21 protein-coding genes are annotated in these 17,576 nt (G+C 61.5%); 12 read left to right on the top strand and 9 right to left on the bottom strand.

Annotation, left to right across the window (positions count from 1 at the left end; all coding sequences use genetic code 11):
* Positions 1-73: 73 nt before the first annotated feature.
* Positions 74-1,180, bottom strand: coding sequence for a flagellin N-terminal helical domain-containing protein (locus AC8GFZ_RS15750; RefSeq protein WP_506645864.1), 1,107 nt, complete (start codon positions 1,178-1,180; stop codon positions 74-76).
* Positions 1,181-1,521: 341 nt separating this feature from the next.
* On the opposite strand from AC8GFZ_RS15750, the gene AC8GFZ_RS15745 reads away from it, so the two are divergent.
* The 4 genes from AC8GFZ_RS15745 (at position 1,522) to modC (ending at position 5,210) form a co-directional block, all read left to right on the top strand.
* The gene (locus AC8GFZ_RS15745; protein WP_506645863.1) at positions 1,522-2,544 is read left to right on the top strand and encodes a DUF6352 family protein; all 1,023 of its coding nucleotides are present in this window, start codon (positions 1,522-1,524) and stop codon (positions 2,542-2,544) included.
* 112 nt (positions 2,545-2,656) lie between these two features.
* Complete coding sequence (modA, locus tag AC8GFZ_RS15740; protein WP_506645862.1) at positions 2,657-3,433, top strand: molybdate ABC transporter substrate-binding protein; 777 nt, start codon at positions 2,657-2,659, stop codon at positions 3,431-3,433.
* A complete protein-coding gene (modB, locus tag AC8GFZ_RS15735; RefSeq protein WP_506645861.1) occupies positions 3,433-4,128 on the top strand; it encodes a molybdate ABC transporter permease subunit in 696 nt (231 codons plus the stop codon). Before modA ends, modB begins: the two co-directional genes overlap by 1 nt.
* A 2-nt stretch (positions 4,129-4,130) precedes the next feature.
* Positions 4,131-5,210: a molybdenum ABC transporter ATP-binding protein gene (gene modC, locus AC8GFZ_RS15730; RefSeq protein ID WP_506645860.1), complete on the top strand. Its 1,080-nt coding sequence runs from the start codon at positions 4,131-4,133 to the stop codon at positions 5,208-5,210.
* A 153-nt stretch (positions 5,211-5,363) separates the two neighbouring features.
* On the opposite strand, the gene AC8GFZ_RS15725 is transcribed toward modC, so the two are convergent.
* Positions 5,364-5,621 carry a glycosyltransferase gene (locus tag AC8GFZ_RS15725; RefSeq protein WP_506645859.1) on the bottom strand — a complete coding sequence of 86 codons (258 nt, stop codon included), beginning with the start codon at positions 5,619-5,621 and terminating at the stop codon, positions 5,364-5,366.
* Between AC8GFZ_RS15725 and AC8GFZ_RS15720 the strand changes: the two genes are divergently transcribed.
* Positions 5,620-5,823 carry a hypothetical protein gene (locus AC8GFZ_RS15720; RefSeq protein WP_506645858.1) on the top strand — a complete coding sequence of 68 codons (204 nt, stop codon included), beginning with the start codon at positions 5,620-5,622 and terminating at the stop codon, positions 5,821-5,823. The two genes, AC8GFZ_RS15725 and AC8GFZ_RS15720, sit on opposite strands and share 2 nt — an antisense overlap.
* Positions 5,824-5,854: 31 nt before the next feature.
* Here the strand turns inward: AC8GFZ_RS15720 and AC8GFZ_RS15715 are convergent, their stop codons facing one another.
* Positions 5,855-6,640, bottom strand: a complete 786-nt coding sequence (locus tag AC8GFZ_RS15715) for a class II aldolase/adducin family protein (RefSeq protein ID WP_506645857.1) — start codon at positions 6,638-6,640, stop codon at positions 5,855-5,857.
* Between the two features lie 104 nt (positions 6,641-6,744).
* On the opposite strand from AC8GFZ_RS15715, the gene AC8GFZ_RS15710 reads away from it, so the two are divergent.
* On the top strand, positions 6,745-6,900 hold the full coding sequence (locus tag AC8GFZ_RS15710; protein ID WP_506645856.1) for a hypothetical protein: 156 nt from the start codon (positions 6,745-6,747) through the stop codon (positions 6,898-6,900).
* A gap of 77 nt (positions 6,901-6,977) precedes the next feature.
* Here the strand turns inward: AC8GFZ_RS15710 and AC8GFZ_RS15705 are convergent, their stop codons facing one another.
* The 3 genes from AC8GFZ_RS15705 to AC8GFZ_RS15695 are packed head-to-tail and all read right to left on the bottom strand — an operon-like array spanning position 6,978 to position 9,636.
* Positions 6,978-7,484, bottom strand: coding sequence for a MarR family winged helix-turn-helix transcriptional regulator (locus AC8GFZ_RS15705; RefSeq protein WP_506645855.1), 507 nt, complete (start codon positions 7,482-7,484; stop codon positions 6,978-6,980).
* Positions 7,481-8,665 carry a Gfo/Idh/MocA family protein gene (locus AC8GFZ_RS15700; RefSeq protein ID WP_506645854.1) on the bottom strand — a complete coding sequence of 395 codons (1,185 nt, stop codon included), beginning with the start codon at positions 8,663-8,665 and terminating at the stop codon, positions 7,481-7,483. Before AC8GFZ_RS15700 ends, AC8GFZ_RS15705 begins: the two co-directional genes overlap by 4 nt.
* Positions 8,662-9,636, bottom strand: a complete 975-nt coding sequence (locus AC8GFZ_RS15695) for a PDR/VanB family oxidoreductase (protein WP_506645853.1) — start codon at positions 9,634-9,636, stop codon at positions 8,662-8,664. The genes AC8GFZ_RS15700 and AC8GFZ_RS15695 overlap by 4 nt, the downstream gene beginning before the upstream one ends.
* A 120-nt stretch (positions 9,637-9,756) precedes the next feature.
* Between AC8GFZ_RS15695 and AC8GFZ_RS15690 the strand changes: the two genes are divergently transcribed.
* The 6 genes from AC8GFZ_RS15690 (at position 9,757) to AC8GFZ_RS15665 (ending at position 15,638) form a co-directional block, all read left to right on the top strand.
* A complete protein-coding gene (locus tag AC8GFZ_RS15690) occupies positions 9,757-11,049 on the top strand; it encodes a Rieske 2Fe-2S domain-containing protein (RefSeq protein ID WP_506645852.1) in 1,293 nt (430 codons plus the stop codon).
* Positions 11,050-11,094: 45 nt separating this feature from the next.
* The gene (locus AC8GFZ_RS15685) at positions 11,095-12,060 is read left to right on the top strand and encodes a Bug family tripartite tricarboxylate transporter substrate binding protein (protein WP_506645851.1); all 966 of its coding nucleotides are present in this window, start codon (positions 11,095-11,097) and stop codon (positions 12,058-12,060) included.
* Between the two features lie 5 nt (positions 12,061-12,065).
* On the top strand, positions 12,066-13,214 hold the full coding sequence (locus AC8GFZ_RS15680) for a hypothetical protein (RefSeq protein WP_506645850.1): 1,149 nt from the start codon (positions 12,066-12,068) through the stop codon (positions 13,212-13,214).
* A gap of 20 nt (positions 13,215-13,234) precedes the next feature.
* Positions 13,235-14,227, top strand: a complete 993-nt coding sequence (locus tag AC8GFZ_RS15675; protein ID WP_506645849.1) for a Bug family tripartite tricarboxylate transporter substrate binding protein — start codon at positions 13,235-13,237, stop codon at positions 14,225-14,227.
* Between the two features lie 73 nt (positions 14,228-14,300).
* On the top strand, positions 14,301-15,074 hold the full coding sequence (locus AC8GFZ_RS15670) for a sulfite exporter TauE/SafE family protein (RefSeq protein ID WP_506645848.1): 774 nt from the start codon (positions 14,301-14,303) through the stop codon (positions 15,072-15,074).
* Between the two features lie 105 nt (positions 15,075-15,179).
* The gene (locus tag AC8GFZ_RS15665) at positions 15,180-15,638 is read left to right on the top strand and encodes a MarR family winged helix-turn-helix transcriptional regulator (protein WP_506645847.1); all 459 of its coding nucleotides are present in this window, start codon (positions 15,180-15,182) and stop codon (positions 15,636-15,638) included.
* Positions 15,639-15,687: 49 nt separating this feature from the next.
* Here AC8GFZ_RS15665 and AC8GFZ_RS15660 read toward each other — a convergent pair whose 3' ends face one another.
* The 3 genes from AC8GFZ_RS15660 to AC8GFZ_RS15650 form a co-directional block, all read right to left on the bottom strand.
* A complete protein-coding gene (locus tag AC8GFZ_RS15660; RefSeq protein ID WP_506645846.1) occupies positions 15,688-16,176 on the bottom strand; it encodes a (2Fe-2S)-binding protein in 489 nt (162 codons plus the stop codon).
* Positions 16,177-16,199: 23 nt separating this feature from the next.
* Positions 16,200-17,036 (bottom strand): FAD binding domain-containing protein, encoded by an 837-nt coding sequence (locus tag AC8GFZ_RS15655; protein ID WP_506645845.1) that lies wholly within the window; start codon positions 17,034-17,036, stop codon positions 16,200-16,202.
* 81 nt (positions 17,037-17,117) lie between these two features.
* Entirely contained in the window at positions 17,118-17,531 is a 414-nt protein-coding gene (locus AC8GFZ_RS15650) for a VOC family protein (RefSeq protein WP_506645844.1), read from the bottom strand.
* Positions 17,532-17,576: the final 45 nt, after the last annotated feature.

Genomic DNA, 17,576 nt, shown 5'->3' with positions numbered 1-17,576 from the left:
CAGACGGTGCTGCAAGCCATTTCGCCATCTCAGCGGACAAACTATGGCGTTGTAGTTTGAGAAATTCAATTGTTCAGGGCGGACTATTGATGGTCACAACCCCGGCAGAGATGGTGACCGCGCTGTTGACGTTGAGGTCCAGGATTTGCCCGTCGTCCAGGGTGAACGTGGCCGAGGTGACTGTTGACGCACCACCTGCCACCACCGACAAAGAGCCCGATTTGGCAAACGCACCCGCCCCACCCAAGATCATGCCGCCGCCCGCTGCGCCTTGTTGGGCCGGGGGGGTGTACACGGTGGGTGCGAGGGCGATCGCGCCACCAGTGATACTGGTGCCGCTGGAGACGGCAATGTCGGTCACATTGGTGAAGCGCGTGGTGCTGGTGAAGGCGACGTCGCTGCTGGCGGATTTGGCACCAGAGCTGAATGCGGCCAAGGTGCCGCTGTAGGTGCCCTTGGTGCTGGCACCTGCTGTCGCACCGCTGCTGATGTTGGCAAACGCGGCGGCCACCTCGGCGCCGCTGTTGGCGACAGTGGCGGTATAGGTCAAACCCGCTACGGTGATGGTTTGGCCCTTGCTCATGGCCGGGAAGGTCAACACCGAGGTTTCGGTCACACCGGTCACAGTGCCCGAAGCGCCGCCCGTGCGAATGGATGCTGCCGACGATGTCGGTTTGCCCGCCGTGATTCGGATATGTTCCGCCACCGTCGGCTCGGAGGTGGTTTTGTAGACCGGTTTGATGCCCACGCGCTCGCCGGTGCTGCCGTTCAGCACGGGGAAACCGTTCCACTCGGTGTTGTCGGCGATTTGAACGATTTGCTTTTTCAGCTGCTGGAATTCCAGGTCCAAGTAGCTGCGCTGCTCGTTGTTGTTGGTGTCGTTGGAGGCTTGGATGGCCAACTCACGCATGCGTTGCAGCATGTCGGTGATCTCGTTGGTCGCGCCCTCAGCGGTTTGAATCAAGGTGATCGCATCGCCTGCGTTGCGCACTGCTTGGTTCAAGCTGCGCACTTGCTGGGTCATGCGTGTGGCAATGGCCATACCCGCCGCATCGTCGCGTGACGAGTTGATGCGCTTGCCGGTCGACAACTGCTGCATCGAAACTTGCTGGTTGCGCTCGGTCAATTTGAGCGCCGCCTGCGAGAACAATGCCTTGACGTTGGTATTGATGACTGCCATGAGAATATTGATTCAATCAATATGCTTGTGCAATATTCGTACCATTCGTCGAGATTTATTTGGGTATTTAAGTATTCAAAAAACCCATTTCACTGTCAAAAACATGACTGATCACACAGGTCTGCGTCGGCGGGGTCTGTCAAAGGCTGAGTGCGGCGCCCCCAGCCTGCAGCCAATGGTGGAGGCCAGTGCGCCTTCGGGTGGCAAGGTGCAGTCGATGACACGGGGCAGCCAAAAGGAAATCCATTGTTCATGGAAGATCGCCATGGGTTTGAGGGTTCATGCTAGCCTTGTCCGATGCAATATCTAACCAGGGCCTACCCTCAGATGAGCCATTCAACATGAACCCAGACGAATACTGGCCCTCTTGTGGCCACACCCAGTTGCGCGTGAATGGGCAAGGCCATTTGACGGTGACCGATGACTTTTTGCGTTGGTTATTGCACCGACCGGAGTTGGCCCCGATCGATCAATCCTGCGCGCATGAGCGGGCCTTGCACGAGCGACTCCTGGATCATCCGCGCAGCGACATTGATGCTGCACATTTGGCTCCATTGAAGGATCGCGATGCCGCTGAAAACTACGCCATTTGGGCGCGCTTTCGCCAGCGTTTGTTGGCCAAGCCGACTTTAGAGGCCAGTTATTTGGCCTTGTTTCAAGGCCAGGGCGTTGATGTTCCGCCCCTGTTGGTGCAGCAACTCACACAGGTGTTGCTGCGCCACATCTTGGGCACCACCGCGACGGCGTTGCAAGTGCGCATGGCGGAAATGCTGTTTCGGGTTCAAACCATATCGGTTCAAGAGGATGGCTCGGTCATGGCCGCCGACCGGGACACGGTGGAGCGCTTTGCCACCACCGGTGGTTTTGGCAGCTTGGGCGAGTTGCTGCAGCAAGGTGGCATGAGCCTGCGCACGGTCGATCTCGATGTGTTGCGTGCTGACAATGCGCCCTCCTACTGGGCGCGCAGCGAGTCGTTTGACTGGGTGGTGTGCATGAACCGGGGTGAACCGGCGCTTGACGCCTTGTGCGAGGTGCTGCGCCGGTGGATTGCTCATTTCTTGGGTATCGGTGTGCACATCCAAACCGTGACCGACATTGATGATGAAAACTGGGTCTGGCACACCGGGTTGGATGCCCAATCCAGCGCGATGTTGAATGCCCTGTACCAAGGCCAAGAGGTGGCTCCCGAGCAGATGCAACGCATGATGTGTTTGTTTCGGTTGGACTTCAACGCTCCCCAGGACATGCGTGCTGATCTGCAGGGCCACCCGGTGTATTTGGGCATGGCCGTTGACGAGCGCAAAAACCTGCAACTCAAACCGCAAAACTTGCTGGTCAATTTGCCCCTGGCCCAGCGCTCTTGAGCGCCGCCTGTTTGGTGCGTCCGTTGCGCCCGATGCGGCCTCCGCTGCACGCACACATGGTCTGCCACAAGCCACTGCAAGCTGGCCGCAGTGGCTACACTCGTTGACCACCATGAAAACCGCCACGCGCTTGATTGTTCGAACCTTTGTGATGGCCGCCGCACTCGGTGGGGCTGGGAGCATGGCCAGTGCCGCTGAAGTTTTGGTCGCGGTGGCCGCCAACTTCATGCAACCGATGAAGCAAATTGCCCAGGCATTTGCCCAACACAGCGGGCACCAGGCCCAGTTGTCTTTTGGTGCCAGTGGACAGTTGATGGCCCAAATCCAGAATGGCGCACCCTACCAAGTCTTGTTGTCGGCCGATGCCGCTATGCCCGCCCAATTGGTGCAAAAGGGATTGGCGGTACCCCACACCTCATTCACCTATGCCGTGGGTCAATTGGTGCTGTGGAGCGCAGACCCCAAGGTGGTGGATGGGCAAGGCGATGTGTTGCGCAAAGCGTCGTTTCAGCGCATTGCGCGCGCCAATCCCAAGCTGGCACCTTATGGTGCCGCCACCATGCAAGTGGTGGAGCGCATGGGCCTGGGCGCGGCTTTGGAAAAAAAATGGGTGCAAGGTGAAAACATCAACCAAACCCATCAATTTGTGGCTTCGGGCAATGCCGATCTGGGCTTTGTGGCCCTGTCACAAGTCGGGGCAACCGGGTCTCAACCCACAGGTTCCCAATGGTTGGTTCCCAGCCATTGGCACGATCCCATTTTGCAAAACGCCGTCTTGTTGACCAAGGGCAAAGACAATGCAGCGGCCATCGCCTTGATGGTGTTTTTGAAAACACCCACCGCCCGCGACATCATTCGCCAAGCGGGCTATCGCTTGGACCCCCCATGATGAGCGGATGGTTCTCGGATGCCGCCTCCGCATGGAGCGCCGTGGTCTTGACGGTGCAACTGGCCAGTGTCACCACGGTTTTGTTGTTGATCGTGGCCACCCCTTTGGCCTGGTGGTTGTCGCAAACCACTTCGCGTTGGCGTGCGCCCATCTTGGCGTTTGTCACCTTGCCCTTGGTGTTGCCGCCCACGGTGCTGGGCTTTTACCTGCTGGTGGCGATGGGCCCGCAAGGTTGGTTGGGGCAGTGGACACAAGCCATGGGCTGGGGCTTGCTGTCGTTCACTTTCAGTGGTTTGGTGTTGGGCTCCATGGTGTTTTCATTGCCGTTTGCGGTGCAGCCTTTGCAACATTCGTTTGAAGCCATGGGCCGGCGCCCGATGGAAGTGGCGGCCACCTTGGGGGCACGCCCGCTGGATGCTTTCTTCACCGTGGCCTTGCCCTTGGCGCGACCGGGCATGGTCACCGCCGCCATCTTGAGCTTTGCCCACACCGTGGGTGAGTTTGGTGTGGTGCTGATGATCGGTGGCAATGTGCCAGGCCAAACGCGGGTGGTGTCGACACAAATTTATGGCCATGTCGAGGCCATGGAGTACCCCCAAGCCCACGCACTGGCCTTGGGCATGTTGGTGTTTTCGTTTGTGGTGTTGTTGGCCTTGGCCGCGGTCAAGCGGCGCTGGCCGGGGGTGGGTTCTTGAGCATGGGCCACAACCACATCCGCTTGCGCTTGCAGCGGCCCAACCATCTGTTGTCGCTGGACGTTTCCTTGCCCGACCAGGGCATCACCGTGATCTTGGGCGCATCGGGCTCGGGCAAAACCAGTTTGCTCCGCTGCGTGGCGGGCTTGGAGCGGGCCCAAGACGCGCATGTGGAGATGGGTGGTGTGGTGTGGCAAGACGACCCGCAAGGCGTTTTTGTGCCCACCTGGCAGCGCGCGGTGGGCTATGTGTTTCAAGAGGCCAGTTTGTTGCCCCACTTGGATGTGATGCAAAACTTGGCCTATGGCTTGAAGCGGGCGGGCCAACGTGTCACCACACACAGCTTGGAGCAGGCTGTTGATCTGTTGGGCATTGGTCCGTTGCTGGGCCGCTCCACCGCAGGTTTGTCGGGTGGCGAGCGCCAACGGGTGGCGCTGGCGCGTGCGCTAGCCAGCCAACCGCGTTTGCTGTTGCTCGATGAACCCATGGCGTCCTTGGACGCGGCCCGGCGTCAAGACATCTTGCCTTGGTTGGAAAAAATGCGTGACGAACTGCATTTGCCCATGCTGTATGTGACCCATGCGGTGGACGAAGCCGCCCGCTTGGGCGCACACATGCTGGTGCTGGAAAATGGCCAGGTCAAAACCCAGGGTTCGGTGGCCGAGGTGTTTGCCAACATTGAGCAACCCATGTGGGTGGGCGAAGACATGGGCGCATGGCTGCAAGGCAGCGTGGTCGAGCGCCACGCCGGTTGGCATTTGTGCCGCGTGGCTTTTGACGGCGGGCAGATGTGGCTGCGCGACAGCGGTGTGGAATTGGGACAGATGGTGCGCATGCGCGTCTTGGCGCGCGACGTCAGCATCGCCACCGAAGCGCCGCTTCACACCAGCATCCAGAACCAACTCAGCGCCGTGATCGAGGCGGTGGCGCCCGATGCCCACCCCTCACAGGTGTTGGTGCGATTGCGCGTGGGGCCGTGGGCGGTGCTGGCGCGCATCACCCAAAAGGCGTGGTCGGATTTGTCCTTGCACACAGGCCAAGCGGTGTGGGTGCAAGTCAAGTCAGTGGCCGTGGTGGCTTGAGGGTTTGCGCCGGTGTGGCGCGGCTGGCCGCTTTCTTGCCCTGGACCCTTGAGCGCACAAGGGCCTCGAGCGGCGCTCTCCTGGCGGTGGTTGGGCCATGATTGGCAAATCCAACAGAGTTTTACCCCAAAGGGTGCGCGACGATATATCGCCTCAGGGCTTTAGCAAGGCATGCACCCAGGCCAGTTGCTGGGGCAAACACACCGCGTGCAAGTCGTATTTTTCAACCATGGTTTGGCGTGCTTGCCGCCCCAGGCGTTCGCGCTCAGCGGGGTGGTCCAGCAGGTGGACGATGACCTGGACCCACAGCGGTACATCAAAAAAAGGCACCAAGTGGCCGTTGACCTGGTGCGCCATGACCTCCGCCACAGGCGGGGTGTCGCTGGCCACAATGGCCGCGCCCATGGCCATGGCTTACCTCGTCGCCGCCCACCAATACCACGTGGGCGCGCGGGCGTTGTTGCAGCAAGGCCGGCAAGCAGCGCATGAACACGTGGTAGCCGCGGTAGGGCTCGAGGTTGCGGTTGACAAAGGCCACCACCTCATGGCCTTGTGCCACCAAGGCCGGGGCCAAGTGCTTGAACTGCCCCGGAAAGTTTTGGTGCACCAATAAGATTTTCAATGGATGGGCTTTCAAGCGAAATTCAATCCCGGTAAGTCGGGTCCATCCGATCGAGCATGCGCAGCAGGCCAGGCCACTCCATCACGCCATAGGGGCGGCGGGTTTGGGGTTGGTAGTTGAGGTAGGTTTCTTGCAGCACCGCGTCGGGCACGGTTTGCAAGGGGGTGTTGCAGGCCATGGCTTGCAGTTGGGCGCGGCACGACAGCTCCAGGCGGTGCATCCAGTTGAAGGCCTCGCCCACGGTGCGCCCGCAGGTGAGTAGGCCGTGGTTGCGCAGCACCATGGCCTCGCTGCTGCCCAGGTCGCGCACCAGCACGTCTTGTTCGGCCATGTCGAGCACCACGCCCATGTAGTCGTGGTAGCAGATGTTCAGAAAGCGCATCGAGGTTTGGTTCATCGGCAGCAAGCCGCAGGCCAAGGACGACACCGCCATGCCCGCAGGGGTGTGGGTGTGGATGACGCAGGCCACCTCGGGCCGTGCTTTGTGGATGGCGCTGTGCAAAATAAATCCGGGTTTGTTCAAGCCGTATTTCAGCTCGCCAAAGTCGGGTTGGTGCAGCACTTGGCCGTCATGGTCGATCTTGACCAAGCACGATGCGCTCATTTCCTCGTACATCATGCCGTAGGGGTTGGTGAGAAATGCGTTTTCTTCGTCGGGCACGCGCAAGGTGATGTGGTTGGCCATCATGTCTGACATGCCGTAATGCGCCACCAGCCGGTAGCAAGCGGCCAGGTCGACCCGGGCTTGCCATTCTTCGGGGGTGACATGGGATTTCAGTGAGGGCAGTGTCAATCGTCCCAGGCTCATGGTGTGTCTTTCGTTGGGTGGGTTTTATTCGGGCTTGTCGCCTGGGGTCACCCAGCGCGCATGCATTTGGCGGTCGTCCAAGGCCTTCACCACGGCCGCATTATGTGCACACCCAACTCTTTCTTAAGTGCCTGATCCCCATCAGCGCGCAGCTGGACTTTACCGCTGATGAAAAAGACAACTGCGAGGTGATTTTTGGCACGGCGTTTGACAACATCACCGCCTTTGCCGCGGGTCGGCCGCAAAACGTCGCTGCCTGATGCAGGTTTGGTGGGGCCCCGTCGGGATTGAGCCAACAGATGACCACGGTTTGATGCGACGCAAAAACCGATTGGCATCAAACTGATTTGTCGGCGGCTTTGCTGACCCACAGCTGCTCATCGGCGGCCAGGTTTTCCAGCAGTTTGAGCAGCACCCCCCGCGTGGCCTGGACCTCTTGCGCGCTCAGGCCTTGGGTGCTGACTTGGTTGGTTTGCTCGGCCAAGGGAACCAATTTTTTTTGCAAGGCCCGGCCTTTGGGCGTGAGGTAGACATACATGTTTTTTTTGTTCTCGGGCGCTTGGCGGCGCTCGATGTAGCCCAGCGCTTCCATGGCCTTCATGGCGCTGAAGGTGGTGGGCTCCATCACACCGGCTTGAACACTCAATTCGCGCTGGGTCAGGCCGTCGCTGTGCCACAAGATGCGCAAAAAAGCCCAGTGGCCAAACGGCACCTGGTGCTGGGCCAAGCGCGCTTGCAAGGCCCGGGTGTAGGCGCGGGCGGTGTCGCGCACCAAGTGGGCCAAGCGGTCGTTGGGCACCGCTTCTTGCCAGTGGCGCAGCAGTTGCTGGGTGTCTTTTTTCATGCCACCGGTGCGACTTGGTGGTCAGGGGTCACGGGGCTGCCGCTGTGCGCCGAATGCAACAAGGCCAAGCTCACCGCCGTGCTGGCGCGCGCCCAATGCCCGTTGTGCAAAGTGGTTTGGCCCGATTGGGCCGCGACCATTTCATCGATCACCTCTTGGCGCGGCACCGGGCTCAGCGGGACGGTCTCAAAGCTTTGGTGGTCGTGCCCGTCGATGGCCACGCCCGTGGGCGTCAAGCGCAAATCCGCGCGTTCGCAGCCAATGATGACCGGCCCAAAGTGCGGGTGGGCCAGCGGTGCGCTGTCGGGTGCGGGCGCGCTCCACAAGCGCCCGCCGTAGTTGCGCTCGGCTTTCAGTGCCGCCTCTTGCGCCGCGTCGGCCACGTTGCGCAAACGCGCCCGCGCGGCACCGTGCGTGCCGGGCGGTTTGGCAAAGCCCATTTCGTTGATGCCGTCCATCCACGCATCGCTGTCAAAGTGGCCGTAGCCGCTGTAGCTCATGCTGGCAAAAGCCCCGCCTTCAAACGCCAGCAGCGCGCTGTAGGCGCCTTCGGTGGGGCGCTCGGCGTCCCAGTTGCCGGTGTGGGCCATCACGCTGCGCACCAAACCGCCACCGAGCAAGCGCACCATGTCGACTTGGTGCGCGGCCTGGCTGTGGATGACCCCGCCGCCCGCATCGGTTTGCAACTCCTCGGGGCGGCGTGGGCGGTATAAAAAATCGGTGTATTGAAGGGTGTGGATCATGCGCACCCGGCCGTAGCGCCCACTGCGGATGAGTTGGTGGGCGCGCAGCACCGGCCCATTGAAGCTGTGGCTGTGCCCCACGATCAAGGCCGTGTGGGCTTTCTCGCAGGCCGCGATCATGCGGGTGCAGTCGGCCAAGTGGATGGCCATGGGTTTTTCCACCAGAACATGTTTGCCGTGTTGGGCGGCCAGCACCACATGCTCGGCATGGAATTGGTGCGGCGTGGCCACATAGACCCAGTCCACATCCGGGCGCTGGCACAAGGCCTCCACCGAGCCCACAGGGGGGGCTTGAAAGTCGCGCTCAAATTGGGCGCACGCCAGGGGCTGGGGATCGCAGGCGGCCACCAACTGCACCCGGGGGTCGTGCACAAAGGTGGGCATCATCAAGGTGAAGGCGCGGCCCAGGCCAGCCACACCGATGCGCAAAGGCCTCACAGGTCCAGCTCCAAGGTGGCGCCACCGACCGAGCGCGACACACACGGCATGAGGTGGGTGGCCTGTTCATCGGCCAACAGCACCAGGTCGCGGTGCTCCACCGCACCGGCGAGCAAGCCGGTTTTGCACGAACCGCAGGTGCCGCTCTCGCACGAGCTGGCCACACGCACACCCGCTTGGCGCAAGCTCTCCAAAATGCTGCGATCCGCTGGCACAGTGATGCGCTGGCCGCTGTGGCGCAACACCACCTCAAAAGCTTGGTTCTCGGCCCAACCCTGTTGGCTGGCGCCGAAGCTTTCAAAATGGATGTGGTGGGTGGGCCAATGCCCACTCATGTCGCGCACGCAGTCCATCAGGCCTTGTGGGCCACAGCAATACACATGGGCGGCGCTGGGGGTTTCCAACAGCGGCCACAGGTCCAGCGCTTGGCTGGGGTCGCCGGCGTCGTGGTGGATGGTCACATGGTCACGCCAAGGGGCTTGTTGCAACTCGTTCAAAAATGCCGTGCCCTCGGCGTCGCGGCTGCACACATACAAGTGAAATTTCGCCGCCGGGGTTTGGGCCAGGGTTTGCGCCATGGCATACAAAGGGGTCAAGCCAATGCCGCCAGCAATCAGGATGTGCTCGGGGGCTTGGGGGTCCAGGGCAAACAAGTTGTCGCCGCCGTGAAGGGGCAATTCGTCGCCTTCGTGAACCTCGTCAATCAAGCTGGCCGAGCCGCCACGCCCATTCGCCTCGCGCTTGACCGCAATCGCCCAATGGTCGCGCGCTTCGACAGGGCCGCACAGCGAATAACTGCGGATGTGGCCCTGGGGTGTGGACAAGCGGATGTGTGCACCTGCTGACCAATCTGGCAAGTCCTGGCCTTGCGGATGGGTCAATTCAAAGCGCACGATTTCGCGGGCGATGGGGTGTTTTCGGCGCACCCGCAAGGCGCTCAAAGGGGCGGCTGCCAAAGAGAAATGGGACATGGTTTGTACCAAAGCCCGAAGGCTTGACAAGGTGTAAACTGGATCCATAATCTTAGAGCACTAAGCAAATACGGGCAAGCCATTTCTGCGCCAGCCCAAACCGCCAGCCCAGGAGCGACCATGCTGACCCACGAAGAAAACATGTTGATGTGCCGTGTCGAGGGCGATGCCCCGATGGGCCAGTTGATGCGCCGCCACTGGCAAGTGGTGTGCTTGTCCGAAGAGGTGCCCGAGCCCGATGGCACCCCCGTTCGCGCCCGGGTCTTGGGCGAAAACCTGGTGGTGTTTCGCGACACCGAGGGCCAGGTCGGCGTGTTGGATGAGCAGTGCCCGCATCGGCGCGCATCGCTGGTCTATGGCCGCAACGAGCACGGTGGCTTGCGCTGCCTGTATCACGGCTGGAAGATGGACGTGAGCGGTCATGTGGTCGAGATGAGCTCGGAGCCCACGGGCAGTGGCTTGGTCAGCAAGGTCAAGCACAAGGCCTATCCCACCCACGAATGGGCGGGTGCGGTGTGGGCGTATATGGGCCCGCCGGAGACCATGACGCCCTTTGTGCCCCCGCGCTGGGCACCCACCGACGATGTGCAGGTGTCCATCGCCAAAATCATCATCCCAGCCAACTGGGCGCAAATTTTGGAGGGCCAAATCGATTCGGCGCACAGCTCCAGCTTGCACTCTTCAGACATGTTGCCCGCCCGTGTGGACGGTGCCAAGGCCAACAACGAAAACTGGTTGCGCCCCTCCACCGACAAAGCGCCGCGCATGCAAGTCGAGCTCAACGGCTATGGCTTTCGTTATGCGGCGCTGCGCCGACCGATCCAAAACGCCGCCACCCATGAGTACGTGCGCACCACGGTGTTTGTGGCCCCGGCAGCGGCCTTGATCCCGCCCAACGACCAATACAACGTGGCCAACTTCAACACCCCCATCGATGACGAACACACCGCGTTTCACTTCATCGCCTGGGGCGACCCGCAGACCACGCCCGACACGGCGGCATGGCGCAAGTTTTTGCACACCGAGGTGGGTGTGGATGTGGATACCGCCTTCCATCCAGCGCGCCATGTGGGCAACCATTTCAAGCAAGACCGCGCCGCCATGAAGGCGGGCAATTTCACTGGCATCCCTGGCATTCCGAACCAAGATTTGGCGATGTGGGTGGGCATGGGGCCCATCGTCGACCGCGAGCACGACCGCTTGGGCGCGAGCGACATGGCCATCGTGGCCTTTCGCCGCCAAATGCTGGACGCGGTGAAGTCCTTTGCCAATGGGGGCCCGGCCATCGGGGTGGGCGAGTTGCAAATCCCCGAAGCGGTTTGTTCCTTCCAAGGCGTGATCCCCAAAACCACCGATTGGCGCGTTTATTCAGCCCAGGCCTTGGGCGTGCCCGGCCCAGAGTTGGTCACCTGAACGGTCGCACCCCTGTCAATTTTTTAACCTCTGAATCAAAACACCATGCAACGCAGACACTTTTTGGCCGCAGCCTCATCCATGGCTGTCGCTTCTCCCACGGCATGGGCCCAGGCCTATCCCAGCAAACCCATCAAGTTGGTCGTGCCCTTCCCACCCGGGGGTGGTGCGGACAACCTGGCGCGGGCGGTCGCGCCCAAGCTGGCCGAATTTTTGGGCCAGGCCATCGTGATCGACAACAAACCCGGTGCTGGCGGCAATGTGGGCAGCGAGGGCGTGGCCCGTGCTGCGGCCGATGGCTACACCTTGTTGTACGGCACCAATGGCACCCACGGCACCAACCATGCGTTGTATGCCCGCACGGGTTTTGAGTTGCGCGACTTTGCCACCTTGGGGCGGGTCTCGTTCATCCCTGCGATGTTGGTGGTCAACCCCAACTTGCCGGTTCAAACCGCTGCACAGTTGCTCACGTATTTGAAGGCCAACCCTGGCAAGCTGTCGTTTGCCTCGGCGGGCAATGGCACCACCTCGCACATGGCGGGAGAGTCTTTTCGCCGCATGGCCGATGTGGATATCCAGCACATCCCCTACAAAGGGGGCGGCCCAGCTTTGACCGGCTTGCTGGCTGGGGACGTGCAAATGATGATCGACCTCACCGCCAATCTGTTGGCCCAAGTCCAGGCCGGCAAGCTGCGCGCCTTGGCCGTGACCACACGCCAGCGCGTGCGCGGCTTGGCCGATTTGCCCACCTTGGAAGAGGTCGGTTTGAAGGGCTTTGACCTGGCCGCCAGCGATGGCTTGTATGCCCCCGCTGGAACACCCCCAGCGGTGGTTGAGCGCATCAATGCCGCTTTGCAGCGCGCCTTGTCTGACCCCGAGGTGATGGAGCGTTTGCGCGGCCGCGGTGCCGAGCCGGTGCTCAGCACACCGGCTGAACACCAAGCGCACATCAACCGTGAATTTCCCATGTGGGCACGCTTGGTCAAAGAGACCGGCGCGCGGGTGGACTGATGGCCATGACCCCCGCCGCATTCGTTGGGGCACCGCCTCCACTGCCGGGCAAAATCATCGCCACGCGCCAGTACTTTCAGGCCATGGACAATTTTTTCCAGGTGTTTGCGGTGCGCCCGGGCGAGCGATTGCTCATGCTCACCGACCCGCTGCTCGACCCGGCTGTGATCCAAGCCGTGCAAGGCCTGTGCTTGTCGCGCGGGGCCCATTTCGAGATGTACATGGCCCCCAACACCACCTTGCCCGCCGTGCCAGAAACCGTCAAACCCTTGATCGCGGGCGTGGATGTGGTGGTCTCGACCTGGTTTTGCTCGATCGAAGATCCGTTCAACGTGGCCCAGCGCAAAGCCGGCCAGCGCTGGATCAAGATCACTTACTTCCGGGATCTGGATTTGCTGCACACGCCGCATGCGGCTTTCCCGGTGGATTTGGTCGGCGAGATCATCCGCGCCACCGAGCGGCGTTTCCCCAAGGGGCGTGATTTTGAATTGCGTTTCAGCGACGCACGTGGCTCCGACCTGCGGATTCCCTACACGGCGGCGATGCGCGACGCCATGTTTGCGGGCAACCGCTGGCGCGGCAAGATGAAGGCCGATGAACCCGGCTGCTACGTGCACTACCTGCCCACCCATGGCCCCAATTTTTGGGACAGCACGGCCATGAAACACGATGGCAATGCGGCCATCGCCATTGACGGGGTGCTCTACCCCCAAGGGGCGATTGGTTTCGACCAAGTCTTTGAAGAGCCCATCGCCGTCGAGTTTCGCAACCGCTTGGTCACGGCGGTGCACGGCCACAGCACCGAAGCCGGTTTGTTGCGCGAGATGCTGATGGGCGGCAAACTCATCGAGGGTGGGGGCTGCGGCTTCAATCCCCGCGCACCGCGAAACGTGATTTACCCAGCGGGCTCGAATGCGCCGGGGGCGTTGCACTTTGGCATCGACCTGGCCCAGCCCAGCGACTGGATTCGCCGCCACATGCCCAACTGGGAAGAGCCGCCCGTGCACCAAGACCTGGTGGTGCTTGACGCCACCGTCACGGCGGGCGAAGAAACCATCATTGACCAAGGTTTTTTGTGCGCCTTGCGCGACCCGCAAGTGGTGCAGGCCGCGGCGCGCTATGGCGACCCGGTGTCGATGCTCGAAGCACCCTGACATTTTTCAAGGAATTAAACATGCAGACCTCATCATTCTCACGTTTCAAGTTTGGGCTTTTGTGGTGTTGGGCCGTGGCTGCGGCCATGGGCATGGCCAGCAACGCCTGGGCCCAGGCCTACCCGAACAAGCCCATCAAATTCGTCATCACCCATGCCGCTGGCGGTTTGCCCGACACGGTGGCACGCATTTATGCCCAGCGCTTGAGTGAGCGTTTGGGCCAACCGGTCACGGTGGACAACAAGCCCGGAGCCAATGGCATGGTGGCGGCACAAGCCATGGCCTTGGCCCCCAAAGACGGCTACACCTTCATGGTGACCGATGGGTCGACTTTCTCCATCAACCCCTTGATCAGCAAGTCGCTGAGTTACGACTACAAGCGCGACTTTGTCGCCGTGTCGTTGGCGGCACGCGCGCCGCTGTATTTGGCGGTGCACCCGAAAACACCGGCCAACAACCTGCGCGAATTGATAGCTTTGGCCAAAGCCAAACCCGGTACCTTGACCTATGGCTCTTCGGGCATTGGCAGCACCCATCACCTGACCATGGAGTCGATGAAGGCGTCATTGGGGTTGGAGATCACCCACATCCCGTTCAAGGGCACGGGCCAATCGGTACCGGCCTTGGTCGGTGGGCAGGTGGACATGCTGTTCTCGGCCTTGCCCTCGTTGCTGGGCTTTGTCAAAAGTGGCCAGGTGCGTTTGCTGGGCAACAACGCGGCCAAGCGTTCTGCCCAAGAACCCAATGTGCCAGCCATTGCCGAGACCATTCCCGGCTTTGACTTTGCCCCGATCATCGCCGTGTTTGCTGCCACCGGCACCCCTGTTGCGGCCATTGAGCGCATCAGCAATGAGATGGCCGCCATCGCCAAAATGCCCGAGGTCGTGCAAACCTTGAGCAATGCAGGCATCGAGGCCATTGGCGGCAGCGCCGCCGAATGCCACCGTGCGGTGCTCGAAGAGGTCGATCGCTTGGGCAAGGCCGTGGCCCAGGCCGGGATCCAAAAGGAATGACCACAGCTGCACGGCCCCCAGGCGTTACCCAGCGCACCCACAGGGACCGTCTGGGCTTGGAAGCGGTGCGGCTTTGAGCGCGGTTGCGCTGTGGGACAACTGGTTGTCCACCCCTGGTTTGGCGCTCATGCTCACCGTGGGCGTGTTGTCGTTTTGTGTCGGTGGGGTGGTCAAGGGCGCGATTGGTGTGGGCCTGCCCATGCTGGCCGTGCCCATGATGTCGCTGGTCATGCCCGCGCCACAAGCCATGGCCTTGGTCGCTGTGCCGGTGATGGGCTCCAACCTGTGGCAGGTGTGGACGGTGGGCCAGTGGCGGCAAAACCTGCGCCGCTTTTGGCCGCTGTCGCTGGCGCAATTGTTTGCCACCGTCTTGACCGTGCGCATGACGCTCGAACTCGATGTGCGCCACCTCAACCGCATGCTGGCCGGGGTGCTGGTGTTGGCGGTGGTGCTGATGGCCTTCAAGCCGCAGTTTGACGTCTCACCAAGCCGCGAGCGCTGGGTCAGCGCATGTGTGGGGATGTTCTCCGGCATGTTGGGCGCGGTGTCGTCCTTGACGGGGCCGATCATCATCACCTACATGATGGCTTTGCGGCTCAGCCGCGAGCAGTTCATCGGTGGCATCAGCATCGTGTACTTGTTTGGCTCTTTGCCCCTGTACAGCGCCATGTTTTATTACGACCGCATGGGCCTGGGGGAAGTGGGGTTTTCTATATTGGCCTTGCTGCCCATGGCCGTGGGCTTGTACCTGGGGCGGTTCTTGGGCCAGTTCATCAGCGAAAAAGCGTTTCGCCAAGTTTTGTTCGCGTATTTGTTGACCATGGCGGTTTTGTTGGTATTGCGCTGATCAGGGTAAATACATACAAATATCGCGAATGTGCTTACATGATTAATCTATAAAAATATTATCATCTTTAGCATTTCAATCGAACCAAAACGGTACTTGACTGCGATGAAACAAGATGCAACACGGGATTTGGACGACTTCACGCTGGACGATTCCGTTCCTTATCTCATGATCCGCGTGAGTGGTCTGATGAACCGCCAGTTGGAGTTGGATTTGCGCCCCTTGAAGGTGAGCTTTCAGCACTGGCGCGTGTTGGCGGTGCTGGCCCAAAAAAATGGCAGCTCGATCACCGACCTGTCGGAGTACGCGGTGGTGCCCCATTCCAGCCTGAGCCGCTTGCTCAGCCGCATGGAGGCCGATGGCTATGTGCGCCGCCAAATCGATACCCAAGACGCCCGCACCGTGCGGCTCTACACCACGCCGCTGGGTGAGGCCATGTACCGGCGCATCTTGCCCATGGCCGTGGCCGTTCGCGAGCGGGCTTTGGTGGGCATGTCAGAGACGCAAAAAACCAGCTTGCTGGGATCGTTGAAGCACATGTTGGGGCGCATGCAAGCCGCCTGAACACTCGTCCCCCGCTGGCGTGGCAGCGGGGTTGAGTTTTTTTCCGGCGCTAAGCCTTGGTGGTCGCAGCGCGGGTGCGGGCAGTGACCTCGATCGCGTCGACGATGGCTTCGTAGCCGGTGCAGCGGCAGTAGTTGCCGCTGATGTGGGCGCGGATGTCGCTGCGGCTGGGGCAGCCGCCTTGTTCGAGCAAGGCGCTGGCGCACATCACCATGCCGGGGGTGCAAAAACCGCATTGCAAAGCGTTGCGCGCCACAAACGCTTGTTGCAGGTCTTTGTATTGCCCTTGGGCATCCAAGCCTTCAATGGTTTGCACTTCACAGCCCTGGGCTTGGATGGCCAGCATCAAACAAGCGCGCACGATGCGCCCATCCACCCGCACGGTGCAGGCACCGCACACGCCGTATTCGCACCCCAGGTGGGTGCCGGTCAGGCCCATCTGCTCGCGCAAAAAATCGGCCAGGTGTTGGCGCGGCTCGACCTGGGCTTGGACGGCCACGCCATTGACGTGCAAAGACAAGGGGTGCAAGGGGTTCATGGCAGTCTCGGGGGTGGCTGGTGTCACAGGCGGGGCCAAGCGCGCTGCAGCAGCACAGTGGCCAAGTGGCGCTTGGTGTCGGGCTGGGCTTGCAGGTCGGCCTCGGGGTGCAGGTCGGCATCGATGGCTTGGCGCAGGTCGGCGTAGCTGGGCATGCCGTCGCGGGCATTGAGCAAGGCTTCGGCGCGCACAGCGCGGGTGGGCCGGTCGCCACAACCCAAAAACACCAAGCGGCTGCGTTGGCTGGCCGGGTGCGACCAAGCGGCCAGGCCAGCCATGGCGTAGTCGCCGTGGCGGCGGCTGAATTCGTCAAACACCATGGCGCTGCCTGCCTCGGGCACCGGGATGCGCACTTCGGTGAGCAACTCACCCGGGGCCAGGGCGGTTTGGTACAGGCCTTGGAAAAAGTCGGCGGCAGCCACCTCGCGCGTGTCTTGGTGTGAGCGCAAGTGCAGGCGCGCGTCCAGGGCCAGCATGCATGCTGGCAATTCGGCGGCGGGGTCGGCCAGGCACAGGCTGCCGCCCAAGCTGCCACGCTCGCGGATGGCGGCGTGGGCAATGTGAGGCATCGCCTGGGCCAACAAGGGCAGGTGTTGGGCCACCAAAGGATGGGCCATCACCTGCGCGTGGCGCGCCAAAGCACCGATGCGCAGCGTGTCGCCGTCCAACGCGATGTTGTCCAGGCCGGGGATGCGGTTGATGTCCACCAGGAAACCGGGTTCGAGCATGCGAAACGACAGCATGGGCATCAGGCTTTGCCCACCGGCCAGCACCGTGGCGTCACTGCCGTGCGAGGCCAAGGCGTGCAAGGCTTCATCGAGCGTGCGCGGGCACAGGTAATCGAAGGCGGTGGATTTCATGGGCGCGTTGGGTGGCGGCGGTCAGTGCGGCTGGGTGTTCAGGCTTGCGGGTGTCGAGGCAGGTGTGCGTGCGCGCTGCGTTCAGGGTGCAGCCGGATCGATGCCAACCCAACCGCGGTGCGAGATGTCAAACACAATGCCATTGGGGTCGCGGAATTTGCGCTCAAAGTCCACTCCATTGCCGCCTTTGAGTTCGCGGTGGAAGGTGCCGCCGCTGGCTTTGATCTGCTCGCTCATGGCCTCCAAGTCGTCGACGATGAAGCCCATGTGGTGGATGCCCACAAAGTCTTTGCCGCGCTCGTCACCGGCCGCGTCGTCGGTGTGGAACTTGAGCAAGGTGAGGTTGATCACCCCGTCGCTCAGCGACAAGCCGTCGCCATAAGGGGTGACGACAAAATTCACCCGCTTCAAACCAAAGGCTTGTTCGTAAAAGGCCGCCGAGGCTTCCAGGTCGGGCACGGAAATGGCGATGTGGCGCAGTTTGGCAGTGGTCATGGGGGCTCCAGGGTTCAATCGGTTAAATGGGGGTGGATGGCGGTG

This window comes from Limnohabitans rimovensis (SeqCode) (genome assembly GCF_965234775.1).
Lineage (GTDB): Bacteria > Pseudomonadota > Gammaproteobacteria > Burkholderiales > Burkholderiaceae_C > Limnohabitans > Limnohabitans rimovensis.
This window is presented reverse-complemented; position numbering and strand designations above follow the sequence as displayed.